This window comes from Pseudomonas sp. GXM4 (genome assembly GCF_008923895.1).
Lineage (GTDB): Bacteria > Pseudomonadota > Gammaproteobacteria > Pseudomonadales > Pseudomonadaceae > Aquipseudomonas > Aquipseudomonas atacamensis.
Genome location: NZ_WBRZ01000012.1, coordinates 16,682 through 31,674, shown reverse-complemented (window position 1 = coordinate 31,674; position 14,993 = coordinate 16,682). Strand labels below are relative to the sequence as shown.

Here is a 14,993-nt window from a genome sequence, read left to right as displayed (position 1 = left end):
CAACGAACAAAACGCCAGAAACGAAAAAGCCCCCGCAATCATCAATGATTGCGGGGGCTTCGTCTTGTTCAATAATGGCGGAGAGATAGGGATTCGAACCCTAGGTACCGGTGAAGGTACAACGGATTTCGAATCCGTCCCATTCGGCCACTCTGGCATCTCTCCAACGGCGCGCATCATAACAACACTTTCGTTGGTTGCGAACCCCCCAAACGAAATTTTTTCCGTGCTATCAGATGCTTGCGTCGATTAAAGCGGTACGCCCAGACGAGCGGCGACTTCTTCGTAGGCTTCGATGACGTCGCCGAGGCCCTGGCGGAAGCGGTCCTTGTCCATCTTCTTCTTGGTGTCCTTGTCCCACAGACGGCAGCCGTCCGGGCTGAACTCGTCGCCGAGGACGATGGAACCGTCGCTGAACACGCCGAACTCAAGCTTGAAGTCGACCAGCAGCAGGCCGGCGTCGTCGAACAGTTTGCTCAGGACTTCATTGACCTTGAGCGACAGTTCCTTCATGCGCGCCAGTTGCTCGGCGGTGCCCCAACCGAACGCTACGACGTGGGATTCGTTGATGAACGGGTCGCCCTTGGCGTCGTCCTTCAAGAACAGTTCGAAGGTGTACGGGTTGAGCTTCATGCCCTCCTCGACGCCCAGACGCTTGACCAGGCTGCCGGCGGCGTAGTTACGCACGACGCATTCCACCGGGATCATGTCGAGCTTCTTCACCAGGCATTCGTTGTCGCCCAGCAGTTTGTCGAACTGGGTCGGCACGCCGGCCGCTTCGAGTTTCTGCATGATGAAGGCGTTGAACTTGTTGTTCACCATACCTTTGCGATCAAGCTGTTCGATGCGCTTGCCGTCGAACGCCGAAGTGTCGTTGCGAAACAGCAGGATCAAGCGGTCAGCGTCGTCGGTCTTGTAAACCGATTTGGCTTTGCCGCGGTAGAGTTCTTCACGTTTTTCCATGATGGGCTCCGCTTGCTAAGTAGGTGGGCTAGGCGATGTGGCGCCAGTCGAGCCCTGAATCTTGATCGGCCAGTTGCAGCCAGTCCGGGTCGCACCCGAGGGTGTCGACAAAACATTGCCGGGCCAGCTGCGGCAGGTTGTTCTTGCTGCTCAGATGGGCCAGGACCAGGTGTTGCAAACCCTGCCAGCCCAACTCGGCCACCAGGAATGCCGCCTGATGGTTGTTCAGATGTCCGCGTTCGCCGCCCACCCGTTGCTTGAGGAAGTACGGGTAATGACCACGGGCCAGCATGTCGCGGCAATGGTTGGACTCGATCATCAATGCATCGAGGTCCCGATAGCCATCCAGCACCCGCTCGCAGAACGACCCCAGGTCGGTCAGCAGGCCGAAGCGCCGCTGTTCCTGATCGCTGAAGACGTACTGGGTCGGCTCCTGCGCGTCATGGGCCACGGCAATGACCCCGACGTTCAGTGCGCCGATCTGCAGTTGCTCGCCGCCGGCCAGAAAACCTGCCGGTTCAAGCGGTTTGCGCATCCCGCGCAACGTGCCGCGACTGAGGTAGACCGGCAGATTGTAGCGCCGAGACAGCAAACCCACGCCATGCACGTGGTCGGCATGTTCGTGGGTCACGAGTATCGCGCTCAGTTGCGCCGGGTGCACGCCCAGGCGCAACAGACGTCTTTCGGTTTCCCGCAGGGAAAAACCACAATCCACCAGCACGTACGTATCAGCACTGGCGATCAGCGTGCCGTTCCCTTGGCTACCGCTGCCGAGAACGGCAAAACGCATATCGGATCAGCCCAGGTTGTCCTGAATCACGCTCAACACTTTACGCGCGACATCGGCCGGCGCGACGGTGTTGATGTTCTTTTCGACGGTGACCTGGATGTTCTCGCCCACCTTGCTCAGGCGAACCTGATAACGCTCGGCGCGGGCTTCGACTTCTTCCTTGCTCGGCGCACTGCCGAACAGGCTGCTGAAGAAGCCAGGCTTGTCGTCTTTCTTCTCGGCTTTTTCGGCCAGGTTGATGTAGTACAGGCCCAGGCTGCGGTTGATGTCTTCAACGCGCCATTCGCCCTGTTCCAGCGCACGGCCGACGCTCGACCAGGCGCGGTCCAGATCGGTACCGACGTTCAACACCGGGTTGCCGCTGCCGTCTTCGTTCAGGCTGACACGGCTCGGCGCATCGAAATCACGCGAGGCCAGCATCGACACCGAACCGCCCTTCTCGGAGGTGCGGCTCATGCTCGCGAGCATGTCGTCGACCAGCGCAGCGTCCAGGCCAGTGTTGACCGAACGGTTGGTGAAAGCCACGTCGGCCGTGCTGCCGGCAGGACGCTCGGCGCTGACCACGTAGATCTCACTGGTGTTGCGCTGCACACCCGGCTCGATGCGCACACGCACGCGGGTTTCGCTGTCGCTGGCGATACCGGCCGCACTCAGGCGCTTGGCCATCGACGCGGACAACTCGTCGGAGTGCTGCCAGGTGGTGGTGAACTCACCGGTCTGCGGACGCTGTTCATCCAGACGGAAACCGTTGTCCTGGAAGAACTGCAGCGCCACTGGCCAGACTTCGGCCGGCGGGTGCTGAGCCACGACCCAACGCGAATCACCGCTCTTCTGCAGCGAGTAATCAGTTGCGTCGGCAACCGCCGAAAGCGGCTGAGGACGCGGCACGACGTATTCGCCCGTCGCGGTGTCATCGGCCACGTTGCGCGGGATCGGCAACAGCGGATCGAGGCGCTTGGCAGTGCTCACATCCGGTGGCAATTGCATCGGTGCAGTCTGTTGCGCTTGCAGGTAATCGCTTCCACGGTCGCGGAAATAACCTTCCGGCCCCCAGACCCATCCGCAGCCACTGGTGCTGGAGATAATCAAGGCAAGTGCGGAAAGTCCGGCCATTCGCTTCATGCGTTGTACTTCCTCAATTAAACCAGGACGTTGCACTGGCGCAGGGCCGAGCGCAGCGTTTCATGACAAGGGGTGCTCAGCCAGGTCAGTGGCAGGCGGATGCCTTCGTGCATCAGGCCCATTTCGACCAAAGCCCACTTCACCGGAATCGGGTTGGCTTCGATGAACAGGTCCTTGTGCAGCGGCATCAGTTTTTCGTTGATTGCGCGTGCGGTATCGGCGTCGCCCTTGAGCGCGGCCTCGCACAGGTCAGCCATTTCGCGCGGGGCGACGTTGGCGGTGACCGAAATGTTGCCTTTGCCGCCCAGCAGGATCAGCTCGACAGCGGTCGGATCATCGCCGGACAGCACGATGAAATCCTTGCTCACGCCATCGATGATCGCTTTGGCGCGCTTGAGGTCGCCGGTGGCTTCCTTGATGCCGATGATGTTCGGCACGGTGGACAGGCGAATCACCGTCTCGGCCTGCATGTCGCAGGAGGTGCGGCCGGGAACGTTGTAGAGAATCTGCGGAATGTCGACCGCTTCAGCGATGTGCTTGAAGTGCTGGTACAGGCCTTCCTGGGTCGGCTTGTTGTAATAAGGAACCACCAGCAGGCAGGCATCGGCGCCGGCGGCCTTGGCGTTGCGGGTCAGCTCGACGGCTTCGCGGGTCGAGTTGGCGCCGGTGCCGGCGATGACCGGAATGCGCCCGGCAACCTGTTTGACCACGGCTTTGATGACGGCGATGTGCTCTTCTACATCAAGGGTGGCCGACTCGCCGGTAGTACCGACGGCGACGATGGCATGGGTGCCGTTCTTGAGGTGGAAGTCCACGAGTTTGCTGAGGCTGTCCCAGTCAAGACGCCCTTGTGCATCCATGGGAGTGACCAGTGCCACCATACTGCCCGCAATCATGAAACCGCTCCTGCCGGAAAAAGAGAGCGGTAATGGTACTGGCGCCAAGATGCTTGCACAAGCGAAGTACTGCGCCGCCGCCATTCCCCTTGGCGCCGCTTTTCGCTACCCTTCAGACTTTGATCGGTACAGATCAGCTTGTACGCCGGGTTTCAGCCTCCCCTTTCGGCCTCCCAGGCCCCGTTCCTGCGTCGCATCGACGCGCTCCTGCACAGTGGAGCGAGCCGCGAACGCTGTACGGAGCTCTTTATACGGACAGCCAGAACAGGCACTCCCGGCCGCCAACGCCCGTCAACCTACCGACCGCTCATCGCTTTAGGAATGCTGCATGTCCACCCCCACAGTTCGCGAACAATTCCTTGTCATCAGTGCCCTCGGCGCCAACCCCATGGAGCTGACCAACGTCCTGTGCCGCGCCAGCCATGAAAACCGCTGCGCCGTCGTCACCTCTCGCCTGACCCGCCACGGCGAGTGCAGCGCCCTGGTGCTGGAAATTTCCGGCAGCTGGGACGCCCTCGCGCGCCTCGAAGGCAGCCTGCCATTGCTGGCCAAGCGTCACGCTTTCACCGTCAACGTGGTGCGCAGCGCCGCTCTGGAAAATCGTCCGCAAGCGCTGCCTTACGTGGCTTACGTCAGCTCGGCGTATCGCCCGGACATTATCAATGAGCTGTGCCAGTTCTTCATGGACCACAACGTCGAGCTGGAAAACCTCACCTGCGACACCTATCAGGCGCCACAGACCGGCGGCACCATGCTCAACGCCACGTTCACCGTGACCCTGCCGGCCAACACCCAGATCAGCTGGCTGCGCGATCAGTTCCTCGATTTCGCCGACGCGATGAATCTGGATGCCCTGATCGAGCCTTGGCGCCCACAAAACCCAATGTAAGGAAGCTTTCATGGCCGTAGTCATCGACCAACCGGTTGCGGATTTCACCGCGCCTGCGACCAGCGGGCAGACCGTCAGCCTGTCCGAACTCAAGGGCAAGCAAGTGGTGATCTACTTCTACCCGAAGGACAGCACCCCGGGCTGCACCACTCAGGGCCAGGGCTTTCGCGATCAATATGCGGCTTTCAAGGCTGCCAACACCGAAGTCTTCGGCATTTCCCGCGACAGTTTGAGGTCGCACGAAAACTTCAAAGGCAAACAGGAATTCCCCTTCGAACTGATCAGTGACAAGGACGAAGCGGTTTGCCAGTTGTTCGACGTGATCAAGCTGAAAAAGCTGTATGGCAAGGAATACCTGGGCGTTGATCGCAGCACTTTCCTGATTGATAAGGACGGTGTGCTGCGTCAGGAATGGCGTGGCGTGAAAGTGCCGGGGCATGTTGATGCCGTGCTGGCGGCGGCTGAGGCTCTGAATAAAGCCTGATGTTTTTGCTGCGTCGTCACCGACGCTATCGCTGGCAAGCCAGCTCCCACAGGGTTCAGCACATACAAAACCTGTGGGAGCTGGCTTGCCAGCGATGAGGCCAAAAGCCTCACCCCGATCTAAAGCAACGGCGCCACCACCGGCTCCTTGCGCGGCCACGCATCCAGCACAGCCTTGAACAGCGTCGCCAGCGGGATCGCAAAGAACACACCCCAGAATCCCCACAACCCGCCAAACAACAGCACCGCGCAGATGATTGCCACCGGATGCAGATTCACTGCTTCCGAAAACAGCAACGGCACCAGCACGTTGCCGTCCAGCGTCTGAATGATGCCGTAAACCGCCATCAGGTAGATGAACTGATCGCTCCAGCCCCACTGGAACAGCGCAATCAGCAGCACCGGCACGGTCACCACTACCGCACCGACATACGGCACCACCACCGACAAACCGACCAGCAAAGCCAGCAGCGCCGCGTAGTTCAGGCCCAGCGCGATGAAGGCGATGTAGGTCACGCCGCCGCAAATCACGATCTCGATGCCTTTGCCACGTATGTAATTGGCGATCTGCCGGTTCATTTCCTGGGCGACGCGGGTGATCAGCGCGCGCTCGCGAGGCAGATAGCCGCGCACCCACTCGCCGATCATCGCCCGATCCTTGAGGAAGAAGAACACCAGAATCGGTACCAACACCAGATAGATCATGATGTTCACCAGCAGTGGCAAACTCGACAACGAGAAAGTCAGTGCCCACTGACCGAACTTGCCAATCTCGCCCCGCGCCGCTTCGATCGCTTGCAGGACTTGCTCGTCAGACACCAGATGCGGATAGCGCTCGGGCAATAGAAGCAGCAGCGATTGCCACTTGGCGAGCATGCCCGGCAACTCGTTGAACAGCGTGATCAACTGATGCCACAGCAATGGCAGCACCACGACGATAAACAGCATCAGCGCGCCCATGAACAGCGCAAACACCAGCCCCACGGCCACCCCGCCGGGCACACGCAGCCGCTCGAGCGTCACCACCAGGCCCTGCATCAGATACGCCAGCACCATCCCGGCCAAAACCGGCGCAAGCATGCCGCCGAGGGTAAGCACGGCGGTGAAGGCGAGAAACAGCAGCACTGCCAGCACCACCGCTTCCTCATCGGAGAAGTAGCGCTGAATCCAGTCGCGTAACACTTTGAACATCAATAATCCCTTCGATTTTAGGCGCGGCGCTTCAGGCTTTTTTCAACCAGTAACGGTAGACGCCAGCCTCGTCTTCTTCGCGCAACAGCGCATGACCGGCGAGTTTGGCAAAGGTACGGAAATCGCGTTGCGAGCCGGCATCGGTAGCGATCACCTTGAGCACAGCGCCACTTTGCAGTTTGTTGAGTTCCATTTTTGCCTTGAGCAACGGCAACGGACAGTTCAGGCCACTGGCGTCCAGTTCCACGTCATGGGCTACAGCGTCAGTCATTGCGTCACTCCGGTTCGGGTTGTCGAGCTGCCTAGAATATCTGGTCGCAGCTTCGGTGTCCGGCTACAGTAAGGTCTTTGTCCTCCAAGGCTTTGTGCATGACTTTTCTGCGCCCTACCCTGCTGACGCTCGCTTGCCTGCTCGCCTCACCAGGCTTTGCCGACGATCTGCCGTCACTCGGCGACGCCAGCTCTGCCATTGTCTCGCCGCAACAGGAATATCAGCTCGGCCGCGCCTGGCTGGCCATGCTGCGCAGTCAGGTTTCCCAGCTCAACGATCCGCAGCTCAAGGATTACGTCGAATCCAGCGTCTACAAGCTGGTCGAGACCAGCCAGGTCTCCGACCGACGCCTGGAATTCATCCTGATCAACAGCCCACAACTCAACGCCTTCGCAGCGCCGGGCGGCGTGGTCGGGGTCAACGGCGGCCTGTTCCTCAACGCCCAGACCGAAGGTGAATACGCCTCGGTGCTCGCTCACGAACTGGCGCACTTGTCGCAACGTCACTTCGCTCGAGGCGTCGAAGCCTCACAAAGAATGCAGGTGCCGATGATGGCCGCGTTGCTGGCGGGTATCGTCATCGCGGCGGCAGGCGGCGGTGATGCTGGCATCGCCACCATCGCTGGCACCCAGGCTGCGGCGTTGCAGGAACAACGGCGCTTCTCGCGGCAGAATGAACAGGAAGCGGACCGCATCGGCATCCTCAACCTGGAAAAGGCCGGTTACGATCCGCGCTCGATGCCGACCATGTTCGAGCGCCTAATGCGCCAGTACCGCTTTGACGCCAAGCCGCCGGAATTCCTCCTGACTCACCCGGTTACCGAATCGCGTATCGCCGACACCCGCAACCGCGCCGAGCAGGCGAAACCGGGCGGCATCGAAGACAGCATGCGCTACCAGTTGATTCGCGCGCGGGTGCAGTTGATCTACGAAGAAACCCCGGGGCTGGGCGCCAAGCGTTTCCGCGCCCTGCTCGATGAGAACCCGAAAAACGATGTGGCGCGTTACGGCCTCGCCATCGCGCAGATCAAGGGCGGCCAGCTCAACGAAGCGCGAGAGAACCTCAAGCAATTGTTGGCCAAGTCGCCGAACGAGATCATCTACAACCTCGCGCAGGTCGATCTGGACATCACCAACAATCGTCTGCCTGATGCGCAGTCACGGGTCGACCGCATGCTTACGCAGTTCCCGGGTAACTACCCGCTGAATCAGGTGCGCGTCGATCTGCTGTTGAAACAGAATCGCGCCGCCGATGCCGAGAAGGCTCTCGACAGCCTGCTCAAGTCACGCCCGGATGATCCGGACGTCTGGTATCAGGTTGCTGAAACCCGCGGCTTGTCGGGCAACATCATCGGCCTGCATCAGGCGCGCGCCGAGTATTTTGCACTGGTCGGCGATTACCGCCAGGCCATCCAGCAGTTGGACTTCGCCAAGCGCAAGGCGGGCAACAACTTCCCGCTGTCCTCGCGCATCGATGCCCGCCAGCGCGAGCTGATGGAGCAGGAGCGCATGGTCAAGGACATGATGGGCTGAGTCTTTCCCGACAAAGACAAAAGCTGCAGACACAAAAAAACCGCCTCTTTCGAGGCGGTTTCTTTTTACCTGCCTGCTGGCTTATTCAGCCAGTTTGAAGGTGATGAAGCTGGCACGGCCCTGACGCAGCACGCGCATCGACACCGAACGGTTCTTCGGCAACGCCTTGGCGATGTCGGTGAACTCCTTGGCCGAGCCGATGGCTTGATTGTTCAGGTGGGTGATCACGTCACCCGGTTGCAGACCGATCAGGGCCGCAGGACCGTCCTGCACTTCCTTGATCACCACGCCACCTTTGAGGTCGTAGGTTTTCTTCTGCTCGGCGGTCAATTCACCGACCGCAACACCGAGGCGGTTGCTGCTGCTTTCAGCGCCGGATTTCGGCAGACCTGCCAGCTCCTTGTCCTCGTCCGGGATTGCGCCGACGGTCAACTCGACGTTCTTGCGCTTGCCTTCACGAATCACTTCCAGATTGGCTTTGGCGCCAGCCTTCAGCGCGCCGACCAGATGCGGCAGATCGGCGGACATGACGATCGGCTGACCGTTCATGCTCAGGATCACGTCGCCAACCTGCAGGCCGCCCTTGGCCGCAGGGCCGTCATCCTGGATCTGTGCAACGAGAGCGCCGGCCGGCTTGTCCAGACCGAATGACTCGGCCAGATCCTTGTTCACTTCCTGAATGACCACGCCCAGCCAGCCGCGGCTGACTTTGCCACCGCTTTTGAGCTGATTGGAAACGTCCATCGCCACGTCGATCGGAATGGCGAACGACACGCCCATGAAGCCACCGGAGCGGGTGTAGATCTGCGAGTTGATGCCGACCACTTCACCGTTCAGGTTGAACAGCGGGCCACCGGAGTTGCCCGGGTTGATCGGCACGTCGGTCTGAATGAACGGCACATAGTTTTCGTTTGGCAGGCTCCGACCGACGGCGCTGACGATGCCTTGGGTCACGGTGTGGTCAAAGCCGAATGGCGAACCGATCGCCACGACCCACTGGCCGGCCTTCAGGTCCTGGGATTTGCCGAGCTTGAGCACCGGCAGATCCTTGCCTTCGATTTTCAGCAACGCCACGTCAGAGCGGGGGTCGGTGCCGACCAGCTTGGCTTTCATCTCACTGCGGTCAGCCAGACGGACGAGGATTTCGTCAGCATCGGCGATCACGTGATTGTTGGTGAGGATGTAGCCATCCGGCGAAATGATGAAACCCGAGCCCAGCGATTGCGCTTCACGCTGGCGGCCATCGCCACGTGGCGAGCGCTGCTGAGGCGGCATGCCGCGCTCGAAGAATTCGCGCAGCATCGGTGGCAGGCCTTCCAGATCCGGCATCTGCTGGTTGACCCGACGGTCCGGCAGTTTCTGCGTGGTACTGATGTTCACCACCGCTGGCGACGCTTGTTCGACCAACTGGGTGAAATCAGGCAGATCGGCCGCTTGCGCAGCAGGCACCGCCTGACCGAGCAACAGCACGGTGGCGAAGATGGAAAGGTAAGACTTCAAACTTGGTATCGACATACAGCTCCCGTTACGACGAGCAGGGTTAAGCGATATGGAGCAAAGGAACACCGGAAACCACAGACCGGCATTTTTGTTCCGGGAACAACAAACAAGGCCAGAGCCGTGAGGCTCTGACCTATAAAAAATTTTCAGGGGTTTTGCAAATGAAAATGCTCAGCAAACATTTCGACGTCTCGACGACGAAGTAGAAATGACTGAAATCAGCTCACTGCTTGCTGGTCGCAGCGCCATCGTTGTTACGCATCGATAGAGCAATTCGTTCGGCGGTGCCAATCGGGATTTCGCCAACCACCGTGACCATCATTTCACCCTGCGGCGTGGTCAGGCGACGGGATACCGCGACGGTCGGGCCCAACTGGGTACGGGTATCGGTAACGGTTGCACCGTTCAACGGTTCAAGGAACACCGAGAAACGCGCCAGACCATCGTCATACATCAGACTGCTGACCTGAGTCTTGGTCTGCGCATCCTTGTGCGAACTGCTGCTGGTCAGCTCAAAGCCTGGCGGGAGCCAGTCCGAACGCCAGTTTTGCACGGTTTTCGCTGCAGAAGCCTTGTCGCTTGCAATGTTGATCGGCTTGCAATCCGGGTCCGCCAACAAGTCCTTGTCCGACGGGATTTCATCCGTATCGAGGCTTGTGAACTGGAAACGCTCGAGCAACTGCCCTTTGTCGTTCAACAGCAACGACTTGAGCGGCAGCCCGGTTTTCTTGTCCAGATGCAACTCGAAACCATAACGGTGCTGATCACGAGGCGTCAGCGACACGATCACTGCATCACGGCCGGCCACGCGCGACTTGCCAATGACGGCAAGGTCATACCAATTCTTCAGCTTTTTGGGATCCAGCGCACGGGCGGCAGCATTGGGTGAATCACCCAATCCCGCAATCAGGGTGCCGCTGACGCATTGAGTACGTCCATCAATGCGCACGACTTCCTGAGCCGAGCCGTCGAGCTGTAATAACCTCTCGCGGACCTGGCCATTCTGGACGCGATGCCAGATATTGTGCGTGGAAAAACTGCCGTTGCGCTCGTAAACGAAAGTGCCGTGGAAGCTCTGCTGCTGCTCGGCCTGGCCCAGACGGGTCAACCAGTCCTGGGCCTCGTCAGCGTGGGCTGGAACTATGAACCAGCCACTGAGCAGAAGCGAAAGTAGAGGGATGGCGCGCATGATCCTCCTTAACGGTTTTCCAGGCTTGCGGCACGTGCGTATGGCAGCGCGCTTTCAGTTCCTTTGAGTGCAGCCTGCTGAGCGTGCTGACGCAGATAGCCTGGCAGACGCTGGTCATGCCAGCCTGGCTGACCTTGCAGAACGCCGTTAGCCATAGGACCAGTCGCTTCCGAGCTTTCGCTGTAACCAGCCAGAACTGCCGGACCTTTGACCTGTGGAGTGGCCAGAGTAGGCTGGTTCGACTGCTGGGCCAGTTCAACACCGGCGATTTCGTCCTGGTTGTACAGGCGAACACCGGCCAGAACGGCCACGGTTACCGAAGCGGCAACAGCGAGGCGACCCAGGTTACGCCATGGGCTGCGGGATACTTTGGCCGGAGCCGTTTCGTCTTCCAGCGCAGCGGACACTGCCGCAGCGATATCCAGACGCGGAAGCAGCAGATCCTTGTGCATGGCTGCCCGAGCGATCTGGTAACGAGCCCAGGTCTCACGGGTATCAACATCATCCAGTGCGCTGAGCACTCGACGCAATTCCAGTTCGTCCGCTTCGTTATCCATCACTGCGGACAGCGATTCCTGCAGGGCTTCACGACTCATGGCGTTCCTCTCTTGGCTGTCGCCGCTGTCTCAGTTTTCCTGCAACAACGGTTGCAGGGCTTTGTCGATGGCCTCCCGAGCGCGGAAAATCCGGGAGCGCACGGTACCCACCGGACACTGCATGACGCTCGCAATGTCCTCGTAACTCAGACCATCGAATTCACGTAAAGTTAAAGCCGTACGCAAATCCTCTGGCAGTTGCTGGATGGTTCGATGGACAGTGCCTTCGATCTCATCCCGCAGCAATGCACGTTCCGGTGATTCGAGATCCTTGAGGCCGTGATCGCCATCATAGAACTCCGCATCCTCTGAACTTACATCGCTATCCGGCGGCCGACGGCCGCGGGAAACCAGGTAGTTCTTTGCCGTGTTAATGGCAATACGGTACAGCCACGTATAAAACGCACTGTCACCGCGGAAATTTCCAAGTGCCCGATACGCCTTGATAAAGGCTTCCTGAGCAACGTCCTGGGCTTCATGGGTGTCGTGCACAAAACGCACGATCAACCCGAGAATTTTGTGCTGATATTTCAGCACCAGCAGATCGAAAGCTCGCTTGTCGCCACGCTGAACGCGTTCGACCAGCTGCTGATCCTCTTCCTGGGTTAGCATGAACACTCCTCGATAAGCCCGGAGGAGACTTGCATTACTAAACGACCAGACTTGCAAACATAGACTCGGGCTTTTCGCAAAAGTTCTCCCCCTCCAAGCAAGTTTCCTGCGGGCTCTGATTTGGCACGCACGAAAAACGCAGCGCGGGATAAACCGGCTGCGCGAATAATCTTGTTATCGGTTTCGCCGGCAGGAATCCAAACGCAGATTCCGCACTGAAGCCGACACTGTCCCTGGTTTCTGGCACCGTCTATTGATCTTGGGCCTTTGGCAAAAGTTCCAATTATTTATAGCCGTACCCACCTGACATTGCGCAACCCTGCTCGGAAAAGACTGTTTCAGCGCCGATACAGGTGTCATTTTTCAAAACCGATGAAAAAAACTTCCGACGAAGCACAGCGCTGTTTACTGCGCGGTAGTCTCACAATGCCATCTGGGCCCGGCTATTGTGCCGCCCAACCCCTCTATATACTAGTGGGCTGTGTGGCTGTCTTGACTCGCCGATCCAGCTGTCTTGCGCCAACCCCGACCCGGGTCGCTTTGAGCGGAATCCTGAAATGAGCCAACAGTTCCAACACGATGTTCTGGTGATTGGCAGCGGTGCTGCCGGTTTGACTCTCGCTTTGACCTTGCCCGGTCATCTGCGCATTGCCGTATTGAGCAAAGGCGATCTCGCCAACGGTTCGACCTTCTGGGCCCAGGGCGGCGTCGCTGCGGTGCTCGACGATACCGACACTGTCGAATCCCATGTCGACGACACCCTAAATGCGGGCGGTGGCTTGTGCCATGAAGACGCCGTACGCTTCACCGTCGAGCACAGCCGCGAAGCCATCCAATGGCTGATCGACCAAGGCGTGCCGTTCACCCGCGACGAACAGTCCGGCACTGAAGACGGTGGTTTCGAATTTCACCTGACCCGCGAGGGTGGCCACAGCCATCGACGGATCATCCATGCTGCCGACGCCACTGGCGCTGCGATCTTCAAGACCTTGCTGGCCCAGGCCAAAGAGCGCGATAACATCGAATTGCTGGAACAGCGCGTCGCCGTCGATTTGATCACCGAACGCCGCTTGGGCATGGAAGGCGATCGTTGCCTGGGCGCTTACGTGCTGAACCGCGCCACGGGCGAAGTCGACACCTACGGCGCACGTTTCGTGATTCTGGCCTCGGGCGGCGCAGCCAAGGTCTACCTTTATACCAGCAACCCCGACGGCGCCTGCGGTGACGGCATCGCCATGGCTTGGCGTTCCGGTTGCCGGGTGGCGAACCTGGAATTCAACCAGTTCCACCCGACCTGCCTGTATCACCCGCAAGCCAAGAGTTTCCTGATTACTGAAGCGTTGCGTGGCGAGGGCGCGCATTTGAAGCTGCCCAACGGCGAGCGCTTCATGTATCGCTTCGATAAACGCGCCGAGCTGGCGCCTCGTGACATTGTCGCGCGGGCCATCGACCATGAAATGAAGCGCCTGGGTGTCGACTGCGTATATCTCGACATCAGCCACAAGCCTGAATCGTTCGTAAAAACTCACTTCCCGACTGTTTATGAACGCTGCCTGGGCTTCGGCATCGACATCACCAAACAACCGATCCCCGTGGTCCCCGCCGCGCACTATACCTGTGGCGGCGTGATGGTCGATCAGCACGGTCGCACCGACGTGCCTGGCCTCTACGCCATCGGCGAAACCAGCTTCACCGGCCTGCACGGCGCCAATCGCATGGCCAGCAACTCACTTCTGGAATGCTTCGTTTATGCCCGTTCGGCAGCAGCGGACATTCTTGCGCAACTCGATGACGTCGCGGCACCAAGTGCCCTGCCCGTCTGGGATGCCAGCCAGGTCACCGACTCGGATGAAGACGTGATCATTGCGCACAACTGGGACGAATTGCGCCGATTCATGTGGGACTACGTCGGCATCGTGCGCACCAACAAGCGCCTGCAACGAGCGCAGCACCGGGTGCGTCTGCTGCTGGATGAGATCGATGAGTTTTACAGCAACTACAAAGTCAGCCGAGACCTGATCGAGTTGCGCAACCTGGCACAGGTTGCCGAATTGATGATCAGCTCAGCCATGGAACGCAAGGAAAGTCGCGGGCTGCATTACACCCTCGACTATCCGGATATGCTGCCCGAAGCGCTCGACACTATTCTGGTGCCGCCCACCTACGCCGGCTGAACTTGAGCCGCACTCGCAGGCGTCGGTGCAGATCCGCCGCCTGCGAGTCACGTGGCACGCAGATCGACCTGACCCGCCACTCTCCGCGAAGGCGAAAGCGCAGCACCACGATCAATGGCAGCGCCAGACTGTCCGGGCGCAATTGCACTGCTTGCCAGCCATCAGCCTGATTCCACACCTGCCAGCCATCGCCATCGCGCCGCAACCCGCAAAATGCTTGCGGATGGTTCAGCAGAATCTGCCGTGGCAGCACCCAAAAACCGTGCAGCGCACAGGCGCAAGCGCCGAGCAGACTGGCCCAGAGCGGAATCGACAGCAGACACAGCGAACCCATGGCGAACGCCTGGGCCAACAGATACGCCGCCAGCAACTGCCGTGAGGCATGCCAGCGGCATTCGAACGTATTACTTGGGCTGGACACGATCCAGAATCATCCGGACCATGCGTTGCAGCTCCGGATCTTCCGACTCGCTGCGCTCCATGAACCAGCCGAACATATCCTGATCCTCACAGGTCAGCAAACGCACGTACAGATCGCGATCCACTTGATTCAACGTCGCGTAAACCTCCTGCACGAACGGCACCAGCAGCACGTCAAGCTCAAGCATGCCGCGACGGCTGTGCCAAAAGAGGCGATTCAGTTCAACTTGTTCGACCATGGAGCCCTCCTCGAATTTGCCGGGCAGTATACAGCCCCGGCGCGGGCCGCACAGTCGGCTTTGGTCGGGGCCCCCTGATCCTTTATCAACTACCCATTTCAACCCTGCCCCCTTATGATGTGCCCC

16 protein-coding genes and 1 tRNA gene are annotated in these 14,993 nt (G+C 59.5%); 4 read left to right on the top strand and 13 right to left on the bottom strand.

Annotated features, from left to right (window positions below; genetic code table 11):
* Nucleotides 1-75 precede the first annotated feature (75 nt).
* The 5 genes from F8N49_RS03865 to dapA form a co-directional block, all read right to left on the bottom strand.
* Nucleotides 76-165: transfer RNA gene (locus tag F8N49_RS03865), tRNA-Ser, on the bottom strand.
* An 84-nt stretch (nt 166-249) separates the two neighbouring features.
* Nucleotides 250-963, bottom strand: a complete 714-nt coding sequence (gene purC, locus F8N49_RS03860; RefSeq protein WP_016771262.1) for a phosphoribosylaminoimidazolesuccinocarboxamide synthase — start codon at nt 961-963, stop codon at nt 250-252.
* 28 nt (nt 964-991) lie between these two features.
* Nucleotides 992-1,753, bottom strand: coding sequence for an MBL fold metallo-hydrolase (locus F8N49_RS03855; protein ID WP_024012002.1), 762 nt, complete (start codon nt 1,751-1,753; stop codon nt 992-994).
* A gap of 6 nt (nt 1,754-1,759) precedes the next feature.
* A complete protein-coding gene (gene bamC / locus F8N49_RS03850; protein WP_016771264.1) occupies nt 1,760-2,875 on the bottom strand; it encodes an outer membrane protein assembly factor BamC in 1,116 nt (371 codons plus the stop codon).
* A gap of 17 nt (nt 2,876-2,892) precedes the next feature.
* Entirely contained in the window at nt 2,893-3,771 is an 879-nt protein-coding gene (gene dapA, locus F8N49_RS03845) for a 4-hydroxy-tetrahydrodipicolinate synthase (RefSeq protein ID WP_016771265.1), read from the bottom strand.
* Between the two features lie 328 nt (nt 3,772-4,099).
* Between dapA and F8N49_RS03835 the strand changes: the two genes are divergently transcribed.
* Entirely contained in the window at nt 4,100-4,660 is a 561-nt protein-coding gene (locus F8N49_RS03835) for a glycine cleavage system protein R (RefSeq protein ID WP_071174673.1), read from the top strand.
* Between the two features lie 10 nt (nt 4,661-4,670).
* On the top strand, nt 4,671-5,144 hold the full coding sequence (locus F8N49_RS03830) for a peroxiredoxin (protein ID WP_071174672.1): 474 nt from the start codon (nt 4,671-4,673) through the stop codon (nt 5,142-5,144).
* A gap of 119 nt (nt 5,145-5,263) precedes the next feature.
* Here the strand turns inward: F8N49_RS03830 and F8N49_RS03825 are convergent, their stop codons facing one another.
* Both F8N49_RS03825 and F8N49_RS03820 read right to left on the bottom strand, forming a co-directional pair.
* Complete coding sequence (locus F8N49_RS03825; RefSeq protein WP_016771268.1) at nt 5,264-6,334, bottom strand: AI-2E family transporter; 1,071 nt, start codon at nt 6,332-6,334, stop codon at nt 5,264-5,266.
* 31 nt (nt 6,335-6,365) lie between these two features.
* Nucleotides 6,366-6,605, bottom strand: a complete 240-nt coding sequence (locus F8N49_RS03820) for a sulfurtransferase TusA family protein (protein ID WP_016771269.1) — start codon at nt 6,603-6,605, stop codon at nt 6,366-6,368.
* 98 nt (nt 6,606-6,703) lie between these two features.
* Between F8N49_RS03820 and F8N49_RS03815 the strand changes: the two genes are divergently transcribed.
* Nucleotides 6,704-8,137: a M48 family metalloprotease gene (locus F8N49_RS03815; RefSeq protein WP_024011999.1), complete on the top strand. Its 1,434-nt coding sequence runs from the start codon at nt 6,704-6,706 to the stop codon at nt 8,135-8,137.
* A gap of 81 nt (nt 8,138-8,218) precedes the next feature.
* Here F8N49_RS03815 and F8N49_RS03810 read toward each other — a convergent pair whose 3' ends face one another.
* The 4 genes from F8N49_RS03810 to rpoE form a co-directional block, all read right to left on the bottom strand.
* On the bottom strand, nt 8,219-9,652 hold the full coding sequence (locus tag F8N49_RS03810) for a DegQ family serine endoprotease (protein WP_016771271.1): 1,434 nt from the start codon (nt 9,650-9,652) through the stop codon (nt 8,219-8,221).
* Between the two features lie 208 nt (nt 9,653-9,860).
* Nucleotides 9,861-10,826 (bottom strand): MucB/RseB C-terminal domain-containing protein, encoded by a 966-nt coding sequence (locus tag F8N49_RS03805; RefSeq protein WP_016771272.1) that lies wholly within the window; start codon nt 10,824-10,826, stop codon nt 9,861-9,863.
* 8 nt (nt 10,827-10,834) lie between these two features.
* Nucleotides 10,835-11,422 carry a sigma-E factor negative regulatory protein gene (locus tag F8N49_RS03800; RefSeq protein ID WP_008077804.1) on the bottom strand — a complete coding sequence of 196 codons (588 nt, stop codon included), beginning with the start codon at nt 11,420-11,422 and terminating at the stop codon, nt 10,835-10,837.
* Nucleotides 11,423-11,452: 30 nt separating this feature from the next.
* Nucleotides 11,453-12,034 (bottom strand): RNA polymerase sigma factor RpoE, encoded by a 582-nt coding sequence (gene rpoE / locus F8N49_RS03795; RefSeq protein WP_003172477.1) that lies wholly within the window; start codon nt 12,032-12,034, stop codon nt 11,453-11,455.
* A gap of 557 nt (nt 12,035-12,591) precedes the next feature.
* On the opposite strand from rpoE, the gene nadB reads away from it, so the two are divergent.
* Complete coding sequence (gene nadB / locus F8N49_RS03790) at nt 12,592-14,208, top strand: L-aspartate oxidase (RefSeq protein ID WP_151550835.1); 1,617 nt, start codon at nt 12,592-12,594, stop codon at nt 14,206-14,208.
* On the opposite strand, the gene F8N49_RS03785 is transcribed toward nadB, so the two are convergent.
* Together F8N49_RS03785 and F8N49_RS03780 are read right to left on the bottom strand one after the other, a co-directional pair.
* The gene (locus tag F8N49_RS03785; protein WP_151550834.1) at nt 14,177-14,629 is read right to left on the bottom strand and encodes a protein YgfX; all 453 of its coding nucleotides are present in this window, start codon (nt 14,627-14,629) and stop codon (nt 14,177-14,179) included. The genes nadB and F8N49_RS03785 overlap by 32 nt on opposite strands.
* Nucleotides 14,613-14,867 (bottom strand): succinate dehydrogenase assembly factor 2, encoded by a 255-nt coding sequence (locus F8N49_RS03780; RefSeq protein ID WP_007911418.1) that lies wholly within the window; start codon nt 14,865-14,867, stop codon nt 14,613-14,615. Before F8N49_RS03780 ends, F8N49_RS03785 begins: the two co-directional genes overlap by 17 nt.
* Between the last annotated feature and the right edge of the window lie 126 nt (nt 14,868-14,993).

Excerpts from the sequence above, each read along its gene's own strand:
- F8N49_RS03830 (WP_071174672.1), top strand. The coding sequence starts at position 4,671 with ATGGCCGTAGTCATCGACCAACCGGTTGCGGATTTCACCGCGCCTGCG.
- purC (WP_016771262.1), bottom strand. The coding sequence starts at position 963 with ATGGAAAAACGTGAAGAACTCTACCGCGGCAAAGCCAAATCGGTTTAC.
- rpoE (WP_003172477.1), bottom strand. The coding sequence starts at position 12,034 with ATGCTAACCCAGGAAGAGGATCAGCAGCTGGTCGAACGCGTTCAGCGT.
- F8N49_RS03820 (WP_016771269.1), bottom strand. The coding sequence starts at position 6,605 with ATGACTGACGCTGTAGCCCATGACGTGGAACTGGACGCCAGTGGCCTG.
- F8N49_RS03780 (WP_007911418.1), bottom strand. The coding sequence starts at position 14,867 with ATGGTCGAACAAGTTGAACTGAATCGCCTCTTTTGGCACAGCCGTCGC.
- F8N49_RS03815 (WP_024011999.1), top strand. The coding sequence starts at position 6,704 with ATGACTTTTCTGCGCCCTACCCTGCTGACGCTCGCTTGCCTGCTCGCC.
- dapA (WP_016771265.1), bottom strand. The coding sequence starts at position 3,771 with ATGATTGCGGGCAGTATGGTGGCACTGGTCACTCCCATGGATGCACAA.
- F8N49_RS03805 (WP_016771272.1), bottom strand. The coding sequence starts at position 10,826 with ATGCGCGCCATCCCTCTACTTTCGCTTCTGCTCAGTGGCTGGTTCATA.
- F8N49_RS03800 (WP_008077804.1), bottom strand. The coding sequence starts at position 11,422 with ATGAGTCGTGAAGCCCTGCAGGAATCGCTGTCCGCAGTGATGGATAAC.
- F8N49_RS03825 (WP_016771268.1), bottom strand. The coding sequence starts at position 6,334 with ATGTTCAAAGTGTTACGCGACTGGATTCAGCGCTACTTCTCCGATGAG.
- nadB (WP_151550835.1), top strand. The coding sequence starts at position 12,592 with ATGAGCCAACAGTTCCAACACGATGTTCTGGTGATTGGCAGCGGTGCT.
- F8N49_RS03855 (WP_024012002.1), bottom strand. The coding sequence starts at position 1,753 with ATGCGTTTTGCCGTTCTCGGCAGCGGTAGCCAAGGGAACGGCACGCTG.
- F8N49_RS03835 (WP_071174673.1), top strand. The coding sequence starts at position 4,100 with ATGTCCACCCCCACAGTTCGCGAACAATTCCTTGTCATCAGTGCCCTC.
- bamC (WP_016771264.1), bottom strand. The coding sequence starts at position 2,875 with ATGAAGCGAATGGCCGGACTTTCCGCACTTGCCTTGATTATCTCCAGC.
- F8N49_RS03810 (WP_016771271.1), bottom strand. The coding sequence starts at position 9,652 with ATGTCGATACCAAGTTTGAAGTCTTACCTTTCCATCTTCGCCACCGTG.